This window comes from Marinobacter sp. KMM 10035, assembly GCF_046537445.1.
Classification (GTDB): domain Bacteria; phylum Pseudomonadota; class Gammaproteobacteria; order Pseudomonadales; family Oleiphilaceae; genus Marinobacter; species Marinobacter sediminicola.
Window position 1 is genome coordinate 497,180 of record NZ_JBBVMG010000002.1, and the last position, 21,324, is coordinate 518,503.

At 55.0% G+C, this 21,324-nt stretch carries 18 protein-coding genes and 1 pseudogene; 3 read left to right on the plus strand and 16 right to left on the minus strand.

The window, feature by feature from the left end:
* Positions 1-2: 2 nt before the first annotated feature.
* The 13 genes and pseudogenes from AADB16_RS14150 to AADB16_RS14210 all read right to left on the minus strand — a co-directional run bounded on the left by AADB16_RS14150 (position 3) and on the right by AADB16_RS14210 (position 13,646).
* Entirely contained in the window at positions 3-2,069 is a 2,067-nt protein-coding gene (locus AADB16_RS14150) for an ATP-dependent nuclease (protein ID WP_410804177.1), read from the minus strand.
* Between the two features lie 471 nt (positions 2,070-2,540).
* Entirely contained in the window at positions 2,541-2,873 is a 333-nt protein-coding gene (locus AADB16_RS14155) for a tRNA-binding protein (protein WP_410804179.1), read from the minus strand.
* Positions 2,874-2,897: 24 nt separating this feature from the next.
* Positions 2,898-3,794, minus strand: a complete 897-nt coding sequence (locus AADB16_RS14160; RefSeq protein ID WP_410804181.1) for a DMT family transporter — start codon at positions 3,792-3,794, stop codon at positions 2,898-2,900.
* A 90-nt stretch (positions 3,795-3,884) separates the two neighbouring features.
* The gene (locus AADB16_RS14165) at positions 3,885-4,616 is read right to left on the minus strand and encodes a helix-turn-helix domain-containing protein (RefSeq protein ID WP_410804183.1); all 732 of its coding nucleotides are present in this window, start codon (positions 4,614-4,616) and stop codon (positions 3,885-3,887) included.
* Positions 4,617-4,737: 121 nt separating this feature from the next.
* Positions 4,738-5,154, minus strand: coding sequence for a PaaI family thioesterase (locus tag AADB16_RS14170; protein ID WP_410804184.1), 417 nt, complete (start codon positions 5,152-5,154; stop codon positions 4,738-4,740).
* 334 nt (positions 5,155-5,488) lie between these two features.
* Positions 5,489-5,941 (minus strand): carboxymuconolactone decarboxylase family protein, encoded by a 453-nt coding sequence (locus AADB16_RS14175; protein WP_410804186.1) that lies wholly within the window; start codon positions 5,939-5,941, stop codon positions 5,489-5,491.
* A 122-nt stretch (positions 5,942-6,063) separates the two neighbouring features.
* Positions 6,064-7,332 (minus strand): serine hydroxymethyltransferase, encoded by a 1,269-nt coding sequence (glyA, locus tag AADB16_RS14180; protein WP_410804188.1) that lies wholly within the window; start codon positions 7,330-7,332, stop codon positions 6,064-6,066.
* 24 nt (positions 7,333-7,356) lie between these two features.
* Positions 7,357-8,214 carry a tryptophan synthase subunit alpha gene (gene trpA / locus AADB16_RS14185; protein ID WP_410804190.1) on the minus strand — a complete coding sequence of 286 codons (858 nt, stop codon included), beginning with the start codon at positions 8,212-8,214 and terminating at the stop codon, positions 7,357-7,359.
* Complete coding sequence (trpB, locus tag AADB16_RS14190; RefSeq protein WP_410804191.1) at positions 8,211-9,446, minus strand: tryptophan synthase subunit beta; 1,236 nt, start codon at positions 9,444-9,446, stop codon at positions 8,211-8,213. Before trpB ends, trpA begins: the two co-directional genes overlap by 4 nt.
* Positions 9,443-10,675 (minus strand): aspartate aminotransferase family protein, encoded by a 1,233-nt coding sequence (locus AADB16_RS14195; protein ID WP_410804579.1) that lies wholly within the window; start codon positions 10,673-10,675, stop codon positions 9,443-9,445. Before AADB16_RS14195 ends, trpB begins: the two co-directional genes overlap by 4 nt.
* A gap of 93 nt (positions 10,676-10,768) precedes the next feature.
* A pseudogene (gene pdxK / locus AADB16_RS14200) lies at positions 10,769-11,599 on the minus strand (pyridoxine/pyridoxal/pyridoxamine kinase); the annotation flags it as partial.
* The gene (locus tag AADB16_RS14205; RefSeq protein ID WP_410804192.1) at positions 11,596-12,405 is read right to left on the minus strand and encodes a YggS family pyridoxal phosphate-dependent enzyme; all 810 of its coding nucleotides are present in this window, start codon (positions 12,403-12,405) and stop codon (positions 11,596-11,598) included. The gene AADB16_RS14205 and the pseudogene pdxK, both read right to left, overlap by 4 nt.
* The gene (locus tag AADB16_RS14210) at positions 12,405-13,646 is read right to left on the minus strand and encodes a benzoate/H(+) symporter BenE family transporter (protein WP_410804194.1); all 1,242 of its coding nucleotides are present in this window, start codon (positions 13,644-13,646) and stop codon (positions 12,405-12,407) included. Before AADB16_RS14210 ends, AADB16_RS14205 begins: the two co-directional genes overlap by 1 nt.
* A gap of 109 nt (positions 13,647-13,755) precedes the next feature.
* On the opposite strand from AADB16_RS14210, the gene AADB16_RS14215 reads away from it, so the two are divergent.
* Complete coding sequence (locus AADB16_RS14215) at positions 13,756-15,252, plus strand: PLP-dependent aminotransferase family protein (protein ID WP_410804196.1); 1,497 nt, start codon at positions 13,756-13,758, stop codon at positions 15,250-15,252.
* Positions 15,253-15,283: 31 nt separating this feature from the next.
* Positions 15,284-16,483 (plus strand): MFS transporter, encoded by a 1,200-nt coding sequence (locus AADB16_RS14220; RefSeq protein WP_410804198.1) that lies wholly within the window; start codon positions 15,284-15,286, stop codon positions 16,481-16,483.
* 456 nt (positions 16,484-16,939) lie between these two features.
* Here the strand turns inward: AADB16_RS14220 and AADB16_RS14225 are convergent, their stop codons facing one another.
* Together AADB16_RS14225 and AADB16_RS14230 are read right to left on the minus strand one after the other, a co-directional pair.
* Positions 16,940-17,941: a hypothetical protein gene (locus AADB16_RS14225; RefSeq protein WP_410804200.1), complete on the minus strand. Its 1,002-nt coding sequence runs from the start codon at positions 17,939-17,941 to the stop codon at positions 16,940-16,942.
* Positions 17,942-17,978: 37 nt separating this feature from the next.
* Positions 17,979-19,091, minus strand: a complete 1,113-nt coding sequence (locus tag AADB16_RS14230; RefSeq protein ID WP_410804202.1) for an alpha/beta fold hydrolase — start codon at positions 19,089-19,091, stop codon at positions 17,979-17,981.
* Positions 19,092-19,391: 300 nt separating this feature from the next.
* Between AADB16_RS14230 and AADB16_RS14235 the strand changes: the two genes are divergently transcribed.
* A complete protein-coding gene (locus AADB16_RS14235) occupies positions 19,392-20,312 on the plus strand; it encodes a LysR substrate-binding domain-containing protein (RefSeq protein ID WP_410804204.1) in 921 nt (306 codons plus the stop codon).
* A 29-nt stretch (positions 20,313-20,341) separates the two neighbouring features.
* Here AADB16_RS14235 and AADB16_RS14240 read toward each other — a convergent pair whose 3' ends face one another.
* On the minus strand, positions 20,342-21,247 hold the full coding sequence (locus tag AADB16_RS14240; RefSeq protein WP_410804206.1) for a LysR family transcriptional regulator: 906 nt from the start codon (positions 21,245-21,247) through the stop codon (positions 20,342-20,344).
* Positions 21,248-21,324: the final 77 nt, after the last annotated feature.

A 21,324-nucleotide genomic window follows, 5' to 3' on the forward strand; every position in this document is an offset into this window, starting at 1 on the left:
CCTTATTCTTCAACAGAAATACTATCGATCGACTTTTTTTCTGGCAGCGTCGTCAGGTGTTTCAGCGCTTCTTGAAGATAGTGAGGCAAGGTTTGGAAAAAACTATCGCCGTGCCCGTAATCTCCGGATTCCAGCAACTCGGCAGCATACTGTGCGGTAATAGCTTTAGATGCCTTCTTTTCATATAGAGGCTGGTAAATAATCGATGCCAGCTCCTCGGCTGAATGGCCAGAAGCTTTGAGGCTGGCCCAGGATTTTTCAGCTGCGGCCATCGCAGCTTGCTCATCCTTGTCGCTCAGTCTCTCATCCTTACTCTTGGCAGTCTCAGCCAGCGAAATGGCTTTATGCATCAATTCCGCGCATCCACTTAGTGCGAGATCGTATTCCAGAGTCCAGCGATCCGATACGCAGACAATCGTGTTCCCCCCTTGCGCCTTGTTCTTTTTGCGCATTACCAGATCATCAATCTCCTTGGCGGTGAAGTCCGAATCGAAACGCTTACCGTTTTTTGGTTGATTCACATAACTCTTAGCAACATCGGGGACAACATCACGGTCGGTGAGGCAGACTACAGGCACCGGGTATTCCGGGTCAGGATTCTCGCGCTGCATAATACGAGCATAGTGATAAAGGCCAACATGTCCGACGTTCACGATCGAAACACCATGTTTTGAAAATGACCGGCCACAAGCTTCTGCCAAGGTAGGAAGCAGAATCGCCTCGGCGGGACCTTCCACCATCATCACACCACGGGCAAAGAACAAATTAGCCTTTGTTGCATCGATGAATCGCCGCAAGAACGAGTAATCTGATTTCTTAAGCTTAGTATGCCCTGATGAGAGTGGGTAAGTTTGTGCTTTATGGACAAGGGTCATTGCCTGAATGTCCGCACTCGAAACCAATGATGGGCTGTGCGTGGTCAGCACTACCTGGACACGCCTCTCTCCATTCGAGGCTTCCTTCGAATGCTGATCGAGAAGGCCCATAACCCGATCTTGAAGCTGTGGATGCAGATGAGCTTCAGGCTCTTCAATCAAGAGTAAGGCAAGATCGTCACCGTCGCGAAGTAAAACCAATTCCGTAGCCATAAAGAGTGCATTGTTAAAACCTAAGCCGCGAACACAGCGCTCATCGGGGTGGATTGATTCACGAGGCAGGAGCGAAAGCTCAAACCTTTCCAGAATTCGAGTCAGAGAAAGGTCGGGCGCTATCCGAATTCTCGACTCCAATCGATCACCAGCAAAAGAAAACTCACCAAGGTAATTTGTATTGATATCGTCTTCCACGCCCCTGATGACCTCATGCTCCCCCAAGTGGTGTTGGGCGAAAGCCATAAGTCCGACTAGGTTATCAGGTACGGTTTTGGGGACATCCGGTGAGAAATCATTCACTTCTTGTCCAGCGATATTGTTGTGTGCAGCAAGAATTTGTGACAGCCGGGACTGGCGGCCAGGACGCAATTCCGCCTCAGCATCACGTAATGGCCGTAGGTAGGTAGCACGCACAAGTTCTCTTACGGCATGGCCAACTTCAGGGCCCCCGCCGTCCTTGCCTGCGCGCACAACTATGTCCACCCGGGCACGCCTCATTGGTTGAGCAGGAATGTATTTCGCTTGCAGGTGAATAATGAGTGAGCAGGTATCGTCATCCTCGAAAGTGAGCCATTCCAAGACGGAGCTTTCCTGTTCTTCAGACAAATCGCACAGTGTTGCCTCGATGAACAAACTCCTGGCTCTGCTTGAACCTTCAACATGGAAATCATGCTCAAACAAACGAACGCTTTCGTAGCTTGTGGTTAAAAGAACCTGGCGAATAGCGTCTATGATGGCCGTTTTACCTGCATCATTTTCACCTACCAGAATGTTCAAGCCTGGGTTCAGATCCCAGTCCAGAACGGGCCCACTGGTGCCATCACCAAATGATCGATAATTGCAGGCATGGATTCGCCTCAGATACATATTAACTTCTTCCTTAGATTTCCCTATTCTTCTATTTTGATCTGCATTACCTGCCAAAAGACTGCAGCGGTCACGCTTGAACCTATCTTTGCCAGCTTGCGCCCAAGTCACTATATTGATTGTCCGAGTGTAAGGAAACGGCTGGGACGTATTTCGGGTGAAACCGGTTAGCTAATACATCATTACGAAGGGCGTAACGCAGATATGACCACCAACCAAGATTCAATACTCCCAGCAAAACAGAAAATCGTTTGCGATGTGATTAAACTCTACGAAGGTGATGTAGAAACAGCTATCTGGTGACTGTCACAACCAATTCGGGCACTTAATGACAAAAGACCTCTGGATTGCCTTTCAGACTCGAAGCAAATAGCCGAATTGCAGCGTGTCATAAGCAAGATTGAGAGAGGAGACTTCTCGTAGGTCAATCTGCTTGATTCCACCATATTCCCAAAACTTGAAGCACACGGGCTCGCATTAGAATTCGCGAATTTTGATAAGTTGACCGGGAAGGATATACGGCCAGCCTATTCGCCAACGCATGCCAACAATGGTGTTGCCCAGTGCTTCAGTGCGAAACGATCAGAGGAGCCTCTTGCCATTTTCGACCGGAAAATCCGGGGCGACCAATGCTACTCCACCCGCTTCCGTATGCACTCCGGTAACCAGGCATTCAGACACAAACGGACCGATCTGTTTGGGAGGAAAATTGGTAACGGCGAGCACCTGCTTTCCATTAAGCATTTCCTTGCCATAGAGCTCAGTGATCTGTGCACTGGATTTACGAACACCAATCTCAGGACCGAAGTCCACTTTCAACTTGTAGGCAGGTTTTCGTGCTTCAGGAAAATCCTCTACCTCGATGATCGTACCAACCCTTAGTTCTATCTTTTCAAAGTCATCCCAACTAATCATATTCCGCTCCTCCAAAAAGAGTGATCAATGAATGGCTTCAGGCTCGGGCACCGGTTGCCGCTTCACTCTGCCAGCGATTAAAGAACCCAGCACAATCAGAACACTGGCAGCAATAACAGCGCCGGTAGCCTCCCCGTAACCCGCGACGATTAGCAATACCACGGAAATAAGTGGAGCGCTGTAAGCCAGAGTGCCAAGCAATTGGATGTTGCCGTGCTTCACCCCATAATCCCATGTAAAAAAGGCTATACCGACCGGCCCCAACCCCAGGCCTAACACGCCAGTCCATTGAACCCAGCCAGTTGGCCACACCGTGGTTTCCCAAATCAGGTGGCACACCAGGGTCAGAACAGCGGTTACACCACAAAACCACCCGACGGCATCTGTTGGTACATTTTTGACTAACCGGGACAGAACAGAGTATGACGACCAGATCAGCGCACAACTGAACGCCACGACATAACCGTCGATATTGCCAACAGAAAAGCCATCGCTGTTCCTTCCGATCAGTACCCAGCACCCAACAAGCGCAAGGCTCGCCCCCAGGATATGGGGTTTACGTAAGGATTCACCGGGTAACAGCGACGACACCAGAACAATAAACAACGGCCAGAGGTAGGCAAGTAAACTCACCTCTATCGCAGGTGCCAGGGTCATCGCCTTGAAGTAGGCAAAATGGTAACCGAACAGTCCACCAACACCGATGCACCAGGCCAAGGGCGGCTGGCGTAAATAGCGGACTCCAGAGTGGCCTGCCAGGAACCAGCGCACGCCCATCAGCATAAATGCGACGCCAAACGTCATCGACATCAACTGAAATTCGGGAATTTCCCCGCCAGTAAGCTTGGTCAGCAGTGCAAGCGTTCCCCAGAGAAGCACAGAGATAGAGCCTATCCAGGTCGCCGTAACAATGGTTGCCATCACTACCCTCGGAAAGTTGCCAGTCAAAGATTTCAGAGGGGAGGAGTTTATAACCCCAGAGGGCGAGGGAGCTTTCGGATTACGGCTGTATTATTTCGACTTTCGGCGGAAATGACTGGGTGATTTGCCGAAATGGCGGGAAAAGCGATCACTGAAAGACGACAATGAACTGAAACCCACGGCGTCAGCAATACGCTGAATATCAAGGTCGGACTGCGCCAGTAAACGCCAGGACTCCTGCATTCTTATTTCGGTCAGATAATGGTGTGGTGTCATGCCAATCTGTTTACGAAACAAATCGTTAAGCTGCCGAATGCTCAGGTGGGCAACCGTCGCGAGCTCGGCAGCCATAATTTTCTTGTGGAAGTTATCGTCAATGAATTGCTTTGCCGCAGATACTCGCCGGTCTAGGTTCAGTTTGTCGCCGTGGCGCTCCTGCAGAAGCTGAATCAACAGCAACAACATCTGATGTTCCGTGTGGGCTGACACCGCAGCGGTTGCCAACTGCGAGTTCAGGAACTGGACGTAGTGGAGCAATGCCGAATCCAGATCAACAAAGAATGGAAGCCGATCCAGTGCCGGGACCAGGGCCTCTGGCAAATCGGCGACCAGAAACTGATTTGCTTCAGATGCAAAATACCCGTGATCACGTCCGGACGGGATGACAGCAGCGCGGTTCCGCTCCACGGCGCCTTCTATTTTATCTACGGACAACGAAAGTTTACCCAGTAGGGGCAACACCAGTTGGTGGTGGCCGTGGGAATGTTGTGCTCCTTCATTACCATAGCTTCGAAAGCTGAGCTTAACGTCGGCTGTATCCATATAGGGATTATATTCGAATGGCGCTACATCGCTAAATAAAGGAGTCTTTTGCTATCAACAATTAATCGCGGGACTAACTTGCCGATGTCACGCTTTCGGGAACGCAATAATAGTGTCAGGGTCAGAGAGGCGCTTTGGGCACCACTTTCGTAATCGTGCCTTGCGCAACCGCAACAACGCGCTCGTCAGTGCCAATTGCAACAACGCTGCACTGACAGACCGCTTGATTCTTTCCCGCTGACACAACCGACGCCTTGGCCACCAGCTTTTCACCAATAGCAGGTCGCAGATAATTGATTTTATATTCAGAGGTTACCGAATCGCCCAGGACCGAGCCACCGGCATAAGTCAACGCATTATCTGCGAGATAACTAAGCACACCTCCGTGAACAAACCCATGCTGCTGCTTAAACTCATCACGAACGACGAGCACAAGCACTGCAGTACCCGGCTCAAAAACCTCAAGTTCTGTCCCGAGCAACATGCTAAATGGCTGGCTCTCCAGTATCCCCTTCCCAAACTCGAACAATTCACTCACAATTTTCACCCCCAGCAAATAAAGGATCTAGCACACATATCCCTCCCCACAAAACCGTTCAACACATATGGCTGGTATTACCGGCTCACGAACATAGGAGGCGGATTAAAGCATATGAGGAATTGCCGTGAGCAGCCAACGTCATCCCCCAGAATTCAAAAATGAAGCGATTCGGAAACTGTTACCAGAGCTCAACTGCCTTTTTCTCCAATACAGGTTTTCGTGCTTGACCCTAGTGACATACCTGCTAATTGCTAATCTAGGCACCACAAGACACGCCCCTTTTATTCGCGGAAACAGTAATAACGGGAGCAGCGTCCATTCCCAGTTGGACTTACGTCTTCACAGGGTAGCGGCTAGAAATAGCAATGCGATTCCATGTATTGATAACAACAGCAAGCCACTCAATGGCTGAGACCTCATCAGTGGAAAGGTGCTCCGCGGCTTGCTCGTAAATTACGTCCGGCAGCTGATCAACAGAAATCAACGTGATTGCCTCTACAAGCTCCAGCGCAGCGCGCTCTTTCAAAGTGAAGTAATCAGTTTCTTTCCATACAGCAAGAACAGCCAGACGATCACTAGACTCTCCGTTGGCTAGAGCATCCCGTGCATGCAGCCTCACACAAAAAGCGCAGCCATTAATTTGAGATGCGCGTAGCCGTAAGAGATGCGAGAAACCTTCCGCAAGGCCTGCGCTGATCAAGTTCCTGGAGACTAGCCGATCTAGTTCAACTACCGCCTGATACAAGTCCGCGCCGGACTTACCAAGATTTAACCTTTCGCTCATATGACCTCCTAAGGAATCGCTAAAAATTCAAACATCCAATTTATGATACTGCTCACGCGTATTATTTGGCGATAGCAAGGAAATACGCAGATACCTATGCTCCGAGCGACAAATGCTCGCTATTAGTACACAGGATGAAGGCGGCACAGCGCTACCACCTGCTCTCGCACCCGGTCACGCACCGTCGTCAGCTCAACGCCACCGGCTTCCATTGCGTCCAGCACGTCGCACAACCAGCTGGCAAGTTGTTCGCATTCAACCATACCAAAGCCACGTGTGGTCACGGCCGGGGTGCCGATGCGTAACCCCGAGGTGACGAAGGGCGAGCGCGGGTCGTTGGGCACCGAGTTCTTGTTCGTCGTGATGTAGGCATCAGCCAAGGCCGCGTCTGCATCCTTTCCGGTATAGGGCTTATCGGACAGATCAATCAGCATGAGGTGGTTATCGGTGCCGCCGGAGACTATTTTGTAGTCGCGCTTCTGGAGCACCGTGGCCATCGCGCGGGCGTTAGTCACCACCTGGCGCTGATAGGTCTTGAACTCGGGTCGCAGTGCTTCCTTGAAGGCCACCGCCTTGGCTGCGATGACGTGCATCAACGGGCCGCCTTGGATGCCGGGGAACACGGCAGAGTTGAGCTTCTTGTAGAAATCTTCGTCCTGCCCTTTTGACATGATGATACCGCCGCGCGGACCGCGCAGGGTCTTGTGGGTGGTGCTGGTCACCACATGGGCGTGTGGCAGAGGATCAGGGTACTCGCCCACTGCCACCAATCCAGCGACGTGAGCCATATCCACCCAGAAGATGGCACCGGCCTTGTCAGCGATGGCGCGCATGCGCGCCCAGTCCTTGTGGCGCGAATAGGCTGAGAAGCCACCAATGAGCATTTTGGGCCGGGTTTCCAGCGCGATACGCTCCATCTCATCATAGTCGATCAGCCCCGTCTCAGGGTCTAGCCCGTAGGGCACGATCTTGTAGTGGCGACCGGAGAAGTTGGACGGATTACCATGGGTCAGATGCCCCCCTTGAGACAGGTTCATGCCCATCACGGTATCGCCGGGGTTGGTCAGCGCCAGAAACACTGCCGCGTTGGCCTGAGCTCCAGCATGGGGCTGGACATTGGCGTAATCGCAGTCGAACAGTTCCTTGACACGTTCGATAGCCAGGCGCTCAGCCACGTCCACATGCTCGCAACCACTGTAGTAGCGCTTGCCTGGGTAGCCCTCAGCGTACTTGTTGGTGAATACCGAGTTCTGGATGGCCATCACCAGCGGGCTGGCGTAGTTCTCGGAAGCAATCAGTTCGATGTGATCTTCTTGGCGGTGCTCTTCATTCCGGACAGCTTCGGCCAGCTCGGGGTCGAAATCGGTGAGGGTTAAGGTGGTGTCATACATGGAGTTGATCCTTAGTTCACAAATTCAGGTTTTGGGATATTGGGGTTCGAAGGCGTGATTCGGCTCAGGCGTGTCCAGATCCAGTTGATAACGCACGTCGCGGATCATGTCGCTGGCCACCGCCAGCGCCTCAGCCGCAGGCTTACCGGCCAGGCGTTCGATGAGCCAGGAGCCAATCACAACGGCATCGGCCACCTTCGCAACCTCCCGGGCTGTGCTGGCGTCGCGGATGCCGAACCCGACGCCGACGGGAATACGTACATGGCGACGGGTATTCGCCAGCGTGGTGCGTACCTGATCGAGGTTCAGCGCTGTGGTGCCGGTGACACCCTTAACGGAGACGCAATACACATAGCCGCTGGCGCGTTCGGCGACCTGTAGGATGCGCTGCTCTGTGGAAGTCGGTGCCAACAAAAAGATCAAGTCGATGTCGTGGGAGCGCAATTGTGCTGCGAGATCACCAGAGACTTCCGGCGGGTAATCAACAACCAGCACGCCATCTACACCCGTCTCGGCGGCGTCCGCTGCGAAAGCACCCGGCTGGCGCAGCAAGTCATAGCGTTCGATGGGGTTGGCATAGCCCATCAGCACCACCGGCGTATCGGTGTCCGACTCGCGGAAGCGTCGCACACGATCAAGTACCTGCGATAAACCAATGCCTTGGCTCAGGCCATACTCGCTAGCGGCCTGGATGACAGGGCCATCGGCTGACGGGTCAGAGAACGGCACGCCCAGTTCGATGATGTCAGCACCGGCTTCGACCAGTACATGCATCAACGCTGGGGTGATGTCCGCGCTGGGGTAGCCGGCAGTGATATAAGGGATCAGCGCCTTGCGCCCCTGCCGTCGCAGGCCCTGGAAGGTCATGCCTAATCGGCTCATGACCGACCACCCGTGACGCCTGCCTCGGCCATCACCGTCTCCATATCTTTGTCGCCTCGACCGGACAGGTTGACCAGAATCGTCTGCTCTCTAGGCAGTGTAGCCGCCAGTTTGATTGCGTGGGCGACAGCGTGGCTAGCCTCCAGTGCGGGGATAATGCCCTCCACTCGACTGAGACGATGGAAGGCACGTAGCGCCTCGTTATCGGTAGCACCTACATATTCGGCACGACCAATTCCATGCAACCAAGCGTGCTCCGGTCCGACCCCGGGGTAGTCCAGGCCAGCGCTGATGCTGTGGGCTTCCTGTATTTGACCCTTGTCGTCCTGAAGGATGAGCGAGCGGTTGCCGTGCAGTACTCCGGGACTGCCGCGCTGGATCGACGCGGCATGTCGACCGGTATCCAGTCCCAGCCCTGCTGCCTCGACACCGATCAGGCGCACCGTCTCGTGTTCGATGTACGGATGAAAAATGCCGATGGCATTGCTGCCGCCACCGACGCAGGCGATTACTGCATCGGGGTGCTGTTTCGTTATACCCAAACGCTTGAACAGCAAGGGTATCTGAACCAGGCATTCCTTGCCGATCACGGTCTGGAAATCCCGCACCATTGTCGGGTACGGGTGCATACCTGCCACAGAGCCAATCAGATAGAAGGTGTGATCGACGTTGGTAACCCAATCGCGAATCGCGTCGTTCATGGCGTCTTTCAAAGTACGCGAGCCGGAAGTCACCGGTATCACCGTTGCACCCAGCAGCGCCATACGCTGGACGTTGGGGCGCTGTCTCTCCATGTCCTCGCTGCCCATATAGATCACGCATTCCAGGCCGTAGCGAGCGCAGATCGTCGCGGTGGCAACGCCGTGCTGGCCCGCGCCGGTTTCAGCGATAATTCGCCGTTTACCCATGCGCCGCGCCAGCATAGCCTGACCGATCACGTTATTGATCTTGTGAGCGCCGGTGTGGTTGAGGTCTTCACGTTTGAGGAAAATATGCGCACCGCCTGTTTCCTCGCTCAGACGCCGGGCGTAGTACACTGGCGAGGGACGACCGACGTAGTCGGCCAGCTCTTCCTCGAATTCGGCAATAAAGGCGGGATCGTCGCGATAGCGTTGATAGGCTGTGTGCAACTCATCAACAGTCTGCGACAGGGTCTCGCTGATAAAGCTTCCGCCGAAGCGACCGAAGAAGCCTTCGGTGTCAGGTTGGTCGTATTCAGTTTTCTGCGTCATGTCACGGATTCCATCGGCGCAGCTGTCTCAACCGTTGCCGTACTGTTCACTTCTCTTGACAAGAGCAGGCGAGAAACACGGGCCACGATCTCGTCGATCTGCATCTCATTACAAACCAGAGGCGGCAATAGCCGGATAATGCTGTCACGGGTCACAGTAATGAGCAGGCGCTCTTCTGTTAACGCCCGTCCGACCAGTTCCTTGCATGGCCTGTCCAGCTCGATACCCACCATCAGGCCCTGACCCCGAATGGCGATGACGTTCGGGTGATCGCCCAGCGCGCTCTGTAGTCCCGCGAGCAGGCGGGTACCCAACACAGCGGCCCGTTCCGGCACTCGGTCACGCGCCATGATGTCGATCACCGTGCAAGCTACCCGGCATGCCAGCGGATTGCCGCCGAAGGTCGAGCCATGTTGGCCAGGAGAGAACAGGTCGGCTGCTGCGCCACGCGCCAGGCAAGCACCGATGGGAAAACCATTACCCAAAGCCTTCGCCAGAGTCATCACGTCCGGTGCGATACCCGCGTGTTGATGTCCGAACCAGGCACCGGTGCGCCCCATACCCGCCTGGATCTCGTCGAGCATTAGCAACCAACCGTGCTGATCGCACAAAGTGCGCAACTCCCGCAAGTAGTCGGCACTGGCGACGCGAATACCACCCTCGCCCTGCACAGGTTCAATCAGCACCGCAACAATATCGGAGGTTTGTTCTGCTGCTCGGCGCACTGCCTCGATGTCGTTGTACGGCACCCGTAGAAAGCCGGGAAGTAATGGCTCAAAACCTTGTTGCTTAGCTGGATTTCCGGTAGCGGAGAGCGTTGCGATGGTACGGCCATGATAGCCATTCTCCATCACGAAAATTTTCGGCTCCGCTACTTGCTTGTGGTGGCCATGCAGCCTTGCTAATTTTAGGGCGGTTTCGTTGGCTTCAGCACCGGAATTGGAGAAGAAGGCCTTTTGCATGCCCGTCAGTCCACACAGGCGCTCGCCCAGCCGCTCCTGCCAATCGATGCGAAAGACGTTGGAAGTGTGCAGCAGCATACCTGCTTGCTCGGCGATGACGGCGGCAATCTCTGGGTGGGCGTGCCCTAGGCTAGTAACCGCGACACCGGCGATGGCATCTAGATATTCCACGCCCTGTTCATCCCACAGGAGTGCTCCTTTACCGCGGACGAATGAAACGGGTTGTCGGGCATAGGCGCGCATCAGGTGGGAAGTGGCTGGTTTCATGGCAAAGTCCTCAGATCCGATTCGATAGGTAAATTGACGCATATATTCATGCTTCTGTACTTCGTAGTTGCCGTGGCTGTTCGCCATCGGTGGTAGGGACAGCTCTGTGCCTCGCACCGACTCTGTATGGCGCAGCGCGCGCACAACCTGGCGGCACGCTTGGGCGGTGGCTTGTGACAGGCCAACCCCGTTGATCCAGTGTCCGACCAAGGTGGCGCAAAATAAATCGCCGGTGCCTTTGGGTGTGGTGTGAATATGCGGATGCGCAATGACCTCGGCTTGCGTGCGGGTAACGAGCACCACCTGCATCTCGCCGAGAGCCCAGGTATCGGGCGCGGCACTGGTCACCGCGACCCATTGAGTGCGCCCCGTCAGCAAGGTTCGGGCGGCGGTAATGACACTTTCAACGTCGTTCACCACCAATCCGGTCAGGTACGCCAGTTCAAAGCCGTTCGGTGTCAATCCGTCGGCTAACGGCAACAGGTCTCGGCGGTAAGCGTCGACCAGACCGGGATCGACATAAATACCCTGGTCGTGATCACCTATCACAGGGTCGATCACGATGCGCAGGTCTGCATGCTCTTTCAGCAGAGTTCGCACCCAACGGGCCAAGGCATGAGCTTGTGCCGGATTACCAAGATAGCCGACCAGAATGGCACGAAGCGCATACAATCCTCCGCGCGCCGAAAGGTCCTGCAAATAGCCATCGAACCATTCGATGGGCAGGGCGCCGCCATGCATTGTCGGGTAGTGCGGTGTGTTGCTGAATACCACTGTGGGAACAGCGGCTACCGACAATCCCAGCGCCTCCAGAGCCGGAATCGCGACGTTATTTCCCACCCGGCCATAGACCACTTGCGATTGCACCGAGACCACATCTAGCCTCAGTGAGCGTTGTGCAGGAAAAGAGGTGTCTTCGGTCATGGTCGTTCCCCTGGTGTTTCACTCGGCCAGTAGTGACTGTCCGGCAAGGCGCGGGCACCGAAGATGGCCTGGCCAACACGAACTACGGTGGCCCCTTCCTCAATAGCGATCTCGAAATCGCCAGACATGCCCATCGACAACTTATCCAGCTCAATGCCTACAGGCGCGCTCTGCCGCAGCCGATCACGCAAGGTACGCAGCAACACGAAGCACTGGCGCACCCGCTCGGCTTCGCTGGAGAACAGCGCCAACGTCATCAGTCCGCGCACACGTAACGCCGAGAACGCCGGCAGCGCCTGGATAAAGGCTGGAGTGTCCTCCGGAGCCAAACCGTATTTGCTGGCTTCGCCGGAGGTGTTGACCTGCACGAACACATCCAGCGAGCGTCCTTCGACTTGCAGGCGGCGATCCAGTGCCTCGGCAACGCGCAGGCTGTCCAGCGACTGGAACTCGGAGGCAAAGCGCGCTACCAGCTTGGCCTTGTTGGTTTGCAGGTGGCCGATGACCGACCAATGCAGGTCGTTCAAGTCCTGCATGGCTTCCCACTTGCGATAGGCTTCTTGCACCTTGTTCTCACCCAACATCCGGCAACCCGCTGCATGTGCCATGCGCAGGCTGGCCTCGGGCTTGGTCTTACTGACCGGCAGCAAGCGCACCGCTGCCGGATCACGGCCAGCACGATGGCAGGCCGCGTCGATACGCGCCTGTACTGCCGACAGGTTCCGCCGGAAGTCATCAACCGTGACGGCTTCGGGATAACGACCGTGCTGGTCGTGATGAGTCTGTGTACCGGAAGGTGCTGACATCAGTTCGCTCCCTTGTTGGCCGGTGTTGAAGCCATAACTGATTTCGGTGTCCGTTGTGGCAGCCGACCATTAAGTACCGCATAAGCCACTAGGCCGATCACCAAGCCCCAGAACGCACCGCCAATACCGAGCAAGGTGATGTTGGCGGCTGCCGCAAGGAAAGTGATGAGCGAGGCTTCGCGGGCCTTGACATCAGCCATGGCACTGGCAAGACTGCTGCCGATGGTGCCCAGCAAGGCCAAGCCCGCCAACGTAGTGATGAAGGTTGCTGGGAAGGCCATGAATACCGCAGCCAAGGTCACCCCAAACACACCCACCAGGATGTAGAACACGCCAGCAGCAATACCGGCGATCCAACGCTTGTCCGGATTTTCGTGCGCCTCGCGACCGGTACAGATAGCCGCCGTGATTGCGGCGATGTTAAAGGCGTGCGAACCGAATGGTGCCATCAGCAACGAGCCAAGTCCGGTGATCGTCACGATGGGGTTGGCGCTAGTTCTGAAGCCGTCGTTGCGCAGCACCAGCATGCCCGGCATGTACTGTCCGGTCAGAGTGATCAAAAACAGCGGTAACGCCACGCTCAGAAAGGCGTTGAGCGAAAATTCGGGCATGGTGAAGACCGGTGCGGCCAGCTTCAAGGTCAGCCCTGATAAATCGACGCGATCCTGAATAAGCAAGAAGGCCAGCCCCAGCACCAGGATGCCCACCACCGCATAGCGTGCAGTGAAGCGTTTGAGCACCACATAGGTGACGATCAAGAGCCCCGCCAATAATGGGTCAATACTCATGCCGTCGAAGGCCCCGATGCCGAACTGGAGCAGGATGCCGGCCAGTAGCCCGGCCGCTACGCCCGGCGGGATCAGGCGGATGACCCGCTCGAACCAGCCCGATAGCCCGAGCACAACAAAGGCCGCGGCCGAGATCAGGTAAGCGCCGACCGCTTCCGCGTAGGGTGTGGTCGCCAGTGCGGTGACCAGAAATGCGGCCGCCGGTGTAGACCAAGCCGTGATGATCGGTTCGCGGGAAACCCAGCTCAGGATAATTCCCGTTACCCCCACGCCGATAGAAATTGACCACACCCATGAGGCCGTCAGCTCCGGGCTGAGGCCAGCCACCTTGGCAGTTTGGAATACCAGAATGAAAGTCCCGCCGTAGTTGACGATGACCGAGATCAGCCCGGCCACGACGGGATGGGTGAGATCGCTCCAACGAACGGATGAAGATGAAGGGACGGATGGCATGGTCTGACAGCGACTCCTAAAAAAATTGATGGGCAGAGTTGATAAACGAAATCATAGCTTTAAAATGGATGGATGTTTCCCACCATTTTATTGAAGTGATGCAGACCAATTGTTCAAGCATGCCCAACTAGAGTCCGTCAAAGCCTGGATTGGCGACCCTGCGCATAACGCCTTGCCGCTGTATGCGCGTATACAGCGCGGTATCCGGCAACTGATCCTTGATGGCGCGCTTGCCGTAGGTAAACCTTTGCCCGCCTCGCGTACCTTGGCGAAATCGCTGGACGTTTCCCGCGACACGGTCGAGTCGGCCTACAACCAGTTGCATGCGGAAGGTTTCATTGAGCGTCGTGTTGGCAGCGGCAGCTTCGTATCGGAACGGGCGAAACGTCTCCCAGGGCGTGGCACGGCACGGCGCACGGGAACTCGCAATGAAACGCTGCGCCTTAGCCAGCGCGGCAACACTATGTTCCAAGGTGGCGGCCTGCGAGATTTTCTGACTCCCCGCCCATTCGCGCCCGGCGTACCGGAAACACGCAACTTTCCCCTCAAGATTTGGGAGCGTCTGGAGCGACAGGTGTTCAAGGAATATGGAACCCAAGCTTTAACGCACAGCGATCCGCAAGGGCTGGAACCATTGCGGATCGCCATTGCGGATTACGTCAATCTCGAACGTGGAGCCCATGCCACGCCCGAGCGCGTACTGGTGCTAACCAGCTCGCAACAAGCTATGACGCTATGCGCCAACGTGTTACTCGATCCTGGCGACAGGATTTTTATTGAAGACCCGGTATATCAAGGGGCACGCAAAGCGTTCGACGCCGCCGGTCTGGAATGCGTGCCCGTGCCACTCGATGCCAATGGCATGCTGATGGAGCATCTGAATCATACGGCGCAGACCTCCAGTGCTTCAGCCAAAGCGGTGTTCTTGACGCCGTCGCACCAGTTCCCGACCGGGGCAACACTGGCGCTGGAGCGGCGACTGGCCGTCATTGAATGGGCCAGACAATATCAGAGCTGGATCATCGAAGATGACTACGACAGCGAGTTCCATTATGCGGGCAAACCCACCGCCTGCGTGCAAGGGCTCGATCCGCATGAGCGGACGATCTACATCGGCACCTTCACCAAGTCGCTATTCCCCGGCCTGCGCATCGGCTACATGGTGCTGCCGTCACCGCTAGTGGCTCCCATGACCATTGCCCGCACCCTATTAGATGGGCACAGTGCGCCGATCCCGCAGCTGACGCTCGCTCGCTTCATCGAAGACGGCCACTTCGGCGCTCACCTGCGCACCATGCGTGCCCTTTATGCTGAACGGCGCGACGTGTTGGCGCGGCTGGTGCGCCAGCATCTGGCCGAATTCGTGGAACCAAGGGTGCCGGCCGGAGGGATGCAAATGCCCTGCGTATTCATCCGCAACATCCCCGAAAGCGAGGCCGTGGAATCCGCCCGCCGGGCCGGTATCGACCTACTGGGACTGACGGCACTGCATGCGTCGAGTCAGCATAAGGCGGGGTTCCTCATGGGGTTCGCCGCCTACGCTCCACACGAACTAGAACTCGCCGTCAAGAAGCTGGCAAACGTGCTACGCGCGCTGTGCCGCTGATCACCATAGATAACGCTAATTAGGGCAAGGCATGAAATCGTCGTCCAACGGGTTGTTGACCCAAGTATCCATCGCCCATCTGGTTAGTCACCTGCATATCATGACGGTGCCTGCCCTGTTGCCATTACTACCCGACGCGATGCAGGTCAGCTTTGTCGAGCTGGGCTTTGCCATCGGCCTGTTCAACATCGTCTCAGCCTTGGTGCAAGCCCCGCTTGGGTTTTTGGTAGACCGGCTGGGAGCAAGAAGGATGCTTATGGCCACGCTCCTACTGGGGACAGTCAGCTTTGGCTTGGTCGCCATATTTCCCAGCTACCCGTATCTACTCGCCGCCATGATCCTGGCTGGCCTGGCAAACGGCGTCTATCACCCAGCCAATTATTCGTTGCTATCGCGCGACACTCCCTCCAGCAGAATGGGCCGCGCGTTCTCGATTCATACATTCGCGGGATTCCTGGGCAGTGCCTTGGCGCCTCCCATCATGATCGGCGTCGCACTATCCATAGCGCCGCGTTGGTCCTTTGCCATCGCGGCCCTCGCAGGACTGGTGGCGTGGGGTGTCATGGTCATCAGCGGATCGCCGTTGCCAGATAGGAGGCCGGATTCCTGTATCGACGAACCACGCAAAATCGAGACCCGTCCGCTCACCACGCCGGTGATGACACTGGCCGTCCTGACGCTGCTTTTTACGCTGCTCAGTCTGAGCACCGGCGCCCTCGAAAAGTTTTCGGTGTCGGCCCTGGTCCAGGGCTTTGACGTGGCGCTGCCGGCGGCCAACCTAGCACTGACTGCGTTCTTATTCGCCAGTGCCTTCGGTGTGCTCGCGGGCGGCATACTGGCGGATCGCACTGACAAACATGGTTATGTGGCGGCAGGGGCTTTTGGGTTGGCGGCATTCATCGTTGTGCTAGTGATTAGGGTACCGTTGCCGCCCATCGCCCTTGCCTTCGCCCTGGGGGCTGCGGGTTTTCTGACCGGCATGGTGGCGCCTTCGCGTGACATGCTGGTGCGTGCCGCATCTCCGGCGGGCGCCGAAGGTCGAACCTTCGGCATTGTCTCCACTGGGTTTAACGTAGGCGGTATCATTGGCCCGATCCTGCTTGGCTTTCTGCTGGATCGCGAACTGGCCAGCGCCGTGCTGTGGGCGGCCGCCGCCTTCATGGCAGCGACTACCATCGTCGTACTGCTTCAGGAAAGACGCTCTCATATAAAATCAGTCATGGCGAGCTAACTAGTGGATGGCCCATACTATTTGCCAAGCCGCGCGCCGCTCGGCCAATCGCTTCGGTAACACAGTACTGGGGAAAAGATTTTTCATAAGAAATTCAGTGCGTCGCAACCCACATTTCGCCTTCGGACTAGCTGTGCAGACGCCTTTTAAGGCCTATAACCAACAGGCACATCGGGGTGCGATAGTAGGGGGCACGTTACGGTAATAGAGAATCGGTGTATTTAAAGGTCTGCCGGTCCCTTAGGGTGTGGAAGAGCTAGAACATCTTCAGACGGGAGGGTTGACGATATGTCACAGCTTCTTCAATACCGAAACCACAACTCAGAGTATAAGCGGCTTGTAGCCTGAAACGAATGAAGACCTTGATTACCTTGGACTTGAAAGGTACTCCCTGGCGCAGCTTATGAACCGCCTTCTCCCCCGAATCAATGACCAGAAGATGACCATCACTCATCGTTAATCTGAATCGACGACTACGACTGCACCCGCCTGCACCAGCTCATCTAGGAACCAGTCAGTATCCATGAGTAGCTCGGGGAAATAGAGTCCTGGAGGCACTGGTGGATGGCCTTCGTACCCCAGAACTGTCGACAACGACAGCATGGCACTGAGGCCTGTTAGCGCCGCCTGCCCTTTCGTGAACTCAATCGTAGAGCGACGCTGTCGAGGACTACCACCGACCTCGCCTTCAATTTCCAGAATATGCTCCGTTGATAAATTGCCTCCTCTCAGACGACTGGACGAGATACCGGTCGCTAGATCGAAACGTACATCGTCGGCGCCAGTAGCTGCCTGAAGACTAACAATGTCATAGGGCGCGAACGCACTGGCTTGAAGCGACCGACCATCGATCGTTTGGACGGTCTTCAGTGCGGAGCTCCCAGTCAACCACACACGCCGTCCTCCCTCAAATGCCAAAATACCGGAAACACCGTCTCCTGCCCGCTCCATATCATCAATAGCATTTGGGCCGGTTGGGTCAATTGGATCCACAACCGCTCCAATTTTCACAGATTGGACTGAATCCAGGTCTTTAGCGGTAGCTAGCGCCAGAAAGACCGCTGCTCCTCCGTGCCAATGACTGGCGAGAACGACTGGTGAAGCATTGGGACGACGCGCGAAATGTGCCATTTCGGCACCAACTTCAACCAGCCAATTGCCGATGCTCAGATAGGGGATGTGCATGTCTTGCGCATAGGAAAGGGCTTTGAGGTTGTCATCCGGTGTCATCATAACAACGGCCGAGAGGGATGCATCAGAACCTAGCCCGAGAAAGGGTTTGTCGAGGTCGATACGCACGGCTTCCGCATTGCCCACCTCTATAGCCATAGAGCTGGCATTCTCCAGATTGCGGCCGCCAATCATGATTGGCAGGTCGGGGTGCCTCTGACGAAAATATTTCACTGCTTGACGTCCCACGGTGCCGGTACCGCCCACGAATAATACTTTGCCTTTCATTATTTTGTCCTTTTCCGCAGTTATTAGTTAATTGGTATTACGACGGGAAGCGTCTTTTCAGCCAAGAGGTAATCAGTCGATTGAACTCTTGAGGTTTTTCCTCCGGCGTCCAATGCCAGCAGTCATCAATGACGCACCTCTCCAAATCCTTCACATAAGGATCCATCCCGTCGGCCATGCTTGGCCGGAGAACGACATCATTTGCAGCAGAGATCATCAGTGACGGAACATGAATGGTTTGATCTACATCCAGCCCCGCTTTCCAGTTGCGTGACAAATTGCGATACCAATTAATCGCTGGCGTAAAACCAGTGCGTTCAAAGTGCTTGCCGTAGAAGTCCAGCTCCTGTTCATTCAGGACGCTTTGTCCTGGCAGCTGATCAGGTAGGGGCTGACCATAATATTCCATGTGTGTAACTACGGTTGGCAAATTGCCCCACTCTGCAGAGGTCATGAGGTCTTTACGCATCGAGCTGCGCAAAGTGGCACGGGGATCACGATTCATTATCGTGTCGGCTGTTTTGTCATTCTGGAATTTCAGGACATACATTTCAGGGCTGTAAACTTCCCTCATCTGCACAATTGGATCAATACTTGGGTCAGCGAGGAAAGTCTTACCGTTCGGTAGAGCAGGACCAACGATGTCCGGGTGTAACCAGAGTGTCCAGTGCGGAGTAAACGGCGTATTGGCGCTAACAACGCCTGCGACCCGGGCTTCATGGAGTAGCGCCATCTGCCACGCTAGCAGCCCACCCCAGTCATGGCCAATGAAGACTGCCTTTTTGATATCAAGCGCATCCAAAAGACCCGCCACGTCCCCTGTCAGGTGCGCAATATCATAAGATTCAATATTTGTCGGCGTATCTGTAAGACCATAACCGCGCAGGTCCGGCACGATGACGCGATAGCCTGCAGCGACGAGCGCCGGAATTTGATGCCGCCAAGTAAAGGCCAACCCTGGAAATCCATGCAGCAGAACCACCGCCGGGCCGGACCCGGCCTCATACACTGCCATATTTATGCCATTCGTCCTGACCATCCGGACCGGCGGCATTATCGCCTGTAGGTTAAAAGCAAAGGCTGGCACGAGTGAGCTCGCAGCGACAGCACCGAATCCTATAAGTAGCTTTCTGCGCGATATACCAATCATTTTGTCACCTTGATGTTTAACGTATCAGTAGCGGAGTAATTCCCTATGCAGCCTGCCCGATAACGTGATCACGACGGAATTAATCTATCCCATATTTCGGCATAATTACCCAAGTGGCTACGGATTCGTTTTTGCTCATCTGAGTCGTAAAGTCTTGAATGAGCAAGGTAAGTCTTTAACCACAATAGGGGCTAGTGTATCGAGGTGGTGAGCAGCTGATAAAGCCACCTACATTGTTTTCAGTATTGTAAAAAATGGCATAGTATGACGATCCTAATGGCTTCCCCTGGAGATTCAAACATGGACAAACTTCGGGCCATGAGAATATTTGTGCGCGTTGTTGAAATGAACGGGTTCGCCAATGCCGCAAATGGTCTTTCAATGCCGCCCTCAACCGTAAGCAGGGCAATAAAGGATCTGGAAGCTCATCTTGGTGCCCGGTTGTTACAACGTACCACCCGCACTCTCAGCTTAACCCCTGACGGTGCTAACTATTACGACCACTGCCAGCGAATTCTAAACGAAGTCGATACGGCTGAATCTGCGCTATCTGGAAGCACAGTGCCACCACGTGGGAAACTTCGTGTCGACATGTCCCCCTCCTTCGCTCGAAGAGTCGTTTTACCAGCCCTCAAGGGTTTTCAAAGCCGCTATCCCGATATCGATCTTATCCTGACCCTGGGGGACCGCCCTGTAGATTTAGTGCAGGAGGGTATTGATTGTGTGTTACGGGCTGGCATACCTGAGTCTTCAGCAGTACTGGTCGCTCGCCGGATCGGTAGCTTTCAATGGGCAACCTGTGCGTCGCCCGAATACCTGGAACAATATGGCAAGCCAAAATCTTTGGAAGATCTAAAGTGTCATCGTGTAGTTCAGTTTCTGTCGGGGCGAACCGGACGCCCGGTTGATTGGCGTTTTCTTGTTGATGGAGAAGAGCGTCTAACCCGCGTATCTGGGAACCTGGCCGTCAACGATATCGATTCTTATGTTACATGCGGCCTGGAAGGACTAGGTCTGATCCGAATCGCAGATTTTATAGCCAAAAAATATCTTCGAGACGGACGTTTGGTGAGTGTTTTAAGCACGTTTCAGGCACATGAGGTGCCACTATCAATCATGTATCCTCAAAATCGAAACCTTTCTCCAGCCGTGCGCGCGTTCGTAAGCTGGATCAGCATACTGGTACGCGAAGCGGAACCAACGTGGCGGTTACCTCATTAAGTTGGTTCTCCAAAGTGAGTTTGACTGACTCAATCAACGCCCTCCTTCACCATATCGATAAATGCCCTTAACCCCACTGGTACGTGGCGATTGTGCGGAAAGTATAGAGACAGGCCGGAAATGTAGGGGCACCAATCTTCTAGCACGACAATTAGCTTTCCCTCGTCTATGGCGGGGCGGGCATACGCCTCCAGGACATAAGCAATGCCTACGCCGGCCGCCGCGGCCTCTACCATTAGTTGATTATTGTCTAACGTAAGCGTACCTGGCACATCGAGAGCAATTTCCTGATCGTGTTTACGGAATTCCCAACGATACCGCTTCCCGCTGGGAAGGCGTTGCCGAATGCACATGTGTACGGCAAGCCCATCAGGCGTTTCCGGGGCCGGATGCACTCTAAGATAACCCGGCGACGCAACTGTCAAAAAGCGTACATCCGGACCCAGACGAACCGCCACCATATCCTTAGGCACTGCTTCACCCAACCTCACCCCCGCATCAAATCCTTGTCCAACGATGTCCACTAGCTGCCCCTGCTCAACCAGGTCGAGTTCTACACCAGGGTAACGGGCCAAAAACTTCGGGACCAACGTTTCAATTAGTAAGCTGATAGCCACTTCGCTTGCATTGATCCTCAGCGTACCCGTTGGCCGGCCATGCGCGTCTGCGACTCCCTCCAACAGTTGATTCAGATTGCTCAACAAAGGATCCAGGCGAGCAAAAAGCTGCTCGCCTGTATGCGTCAGAGAAACACTACGTGTCGTTCGGTGTAATAAGCGGGTACCTAACTTTTCTTCCAGGTTCCGCACAGTGTGGCTAAGCGACGACCGTGTTACTCCCAGCAGCTCAGAGGCTCGCCGGAAGCTGCGGTGTTCTGCCACAGCCATGAATGCATACAAATCCTTTAGGGTTGGTGAACCTATTGATGATTTCATTTCACCTCTTCATGTCGTTTATGATCCATTCCGCTCACAATGATAACCCTTTAGTATCTGTTTAGTCGTCCATTCCC

What these genes read in the sequence shown, in the direction of transcription:
- AADB16_RS14160 (WP_410804181.1), bottom strand. Translation starts at nt 3,794, where the DNA reads ATGGCAACCATTGTTACGGCGACCTGGATAGGCTCTATCTCTGTGCTT.
- AADB16_RS14165 (WP_410804183.1), bottom strand. Translation starts at nt 4,616, where the DNA reads ATGGATACAGCCGACGTTAAGCTCAGCTTTCGAAGCTATGGTAATGAA.
- trpB (WP_410804191.1), bottom strand. Translation starts at nt 9,446, where the DNA reads ATGACGCAGAAAACTGAATACGACCAACCTGACACCGAAGGCTTCTTC.
- AADB16_RS14220 (WP_410804198.1), top strand. Translation starts at nt 15,284, where the DNA reads ATGAAATCGTCGTCCAACGGGTTGTTGACCCAAGTATCCATCGCCCAT.
- AADB16_RS14235 (WP_410804204.1), top strand. Translation starts at nt 19,392, where the DNA reads ATGGACAAACTTCGGGCCATGAGAATATTTGTGCGCGTTGTTGAAATG.
- glyA (WP_410804188.1), bottom strand. Translation starts at nt 7,332, where the DNA reads ATGTATGACACCACCTTAACCCTCACCGATTTCGACCCCGAGCTGGCC.
- AADB16_RS14240 (WP_410804206.1), bottom strand. Translation starts at nt 21,247, where the DNA reads ATGAAATCATCAATAGGTTCACCAACCCTAAAGGATTTGTATGCATTC.
- AADB16_RS14195 (WP_410804579.1), bottom strand. Translation starts at nt 10,675, where the DNA reads ATGAAACCAGCCACTTCCCACCTGATGCGCGCCTATGCCCGACAACCC.
- AADB16_RS14225 (WP_410804200.1), bottom strand. Translation starts at nt 17,941, where the DNA reads ATGAAAGGCAAAGTATTATTCGTGGGCGGTACCGGCACCGTGGGACGT.
- AADB16_RS14205 (WP_410804192.1), bottom strand. Translation starts at nt 12,405, where the DNA reads ATGTCAGCACCTTCCGGTACACAGACTCATCACGACCAGCACGGTCGT.
- AADB16_RS14155 (WP_410804179.1), bottom strand. Translation starts at nt 2,873, where the DNA reads ATGATTAGTTGGGATGACTTTGAAAAGATAGAACTAAGGGTTGGTACG.
- trpA (WP_410804190.1), bottom strand. Translation starts at nt 8,214, where the DNA reads ATGAGCCGATTAGGCATGACCTTCCAGGGCCTGCGACGGCAGGGGCGC.
- AADB16_RS14210 (WP_410804194.1), bottom strand. Translation starts at nt 13,646, where the DNA reads ATGCCATCCGTCCCTTCATCTTCATCCGTTCGTTGGAGCGATCTCACC.
- AADB16_RS14175 (WP_410804186.1), bottom strand. Translation starts at nt 5,941, where the DNA reads ATGAGCGAAAGGTTAAATCTTGGTAAGTCCGGCGCGGACTTGTATCAG.
- AADB16_RS14230 (WP_410804202.1), bottom strand. Translation starts at nt 19,091, where the DNA reads ATGATTGGTATATCGCGCAGAAAGCTACTTATAGGATTCGGTGCTGTC.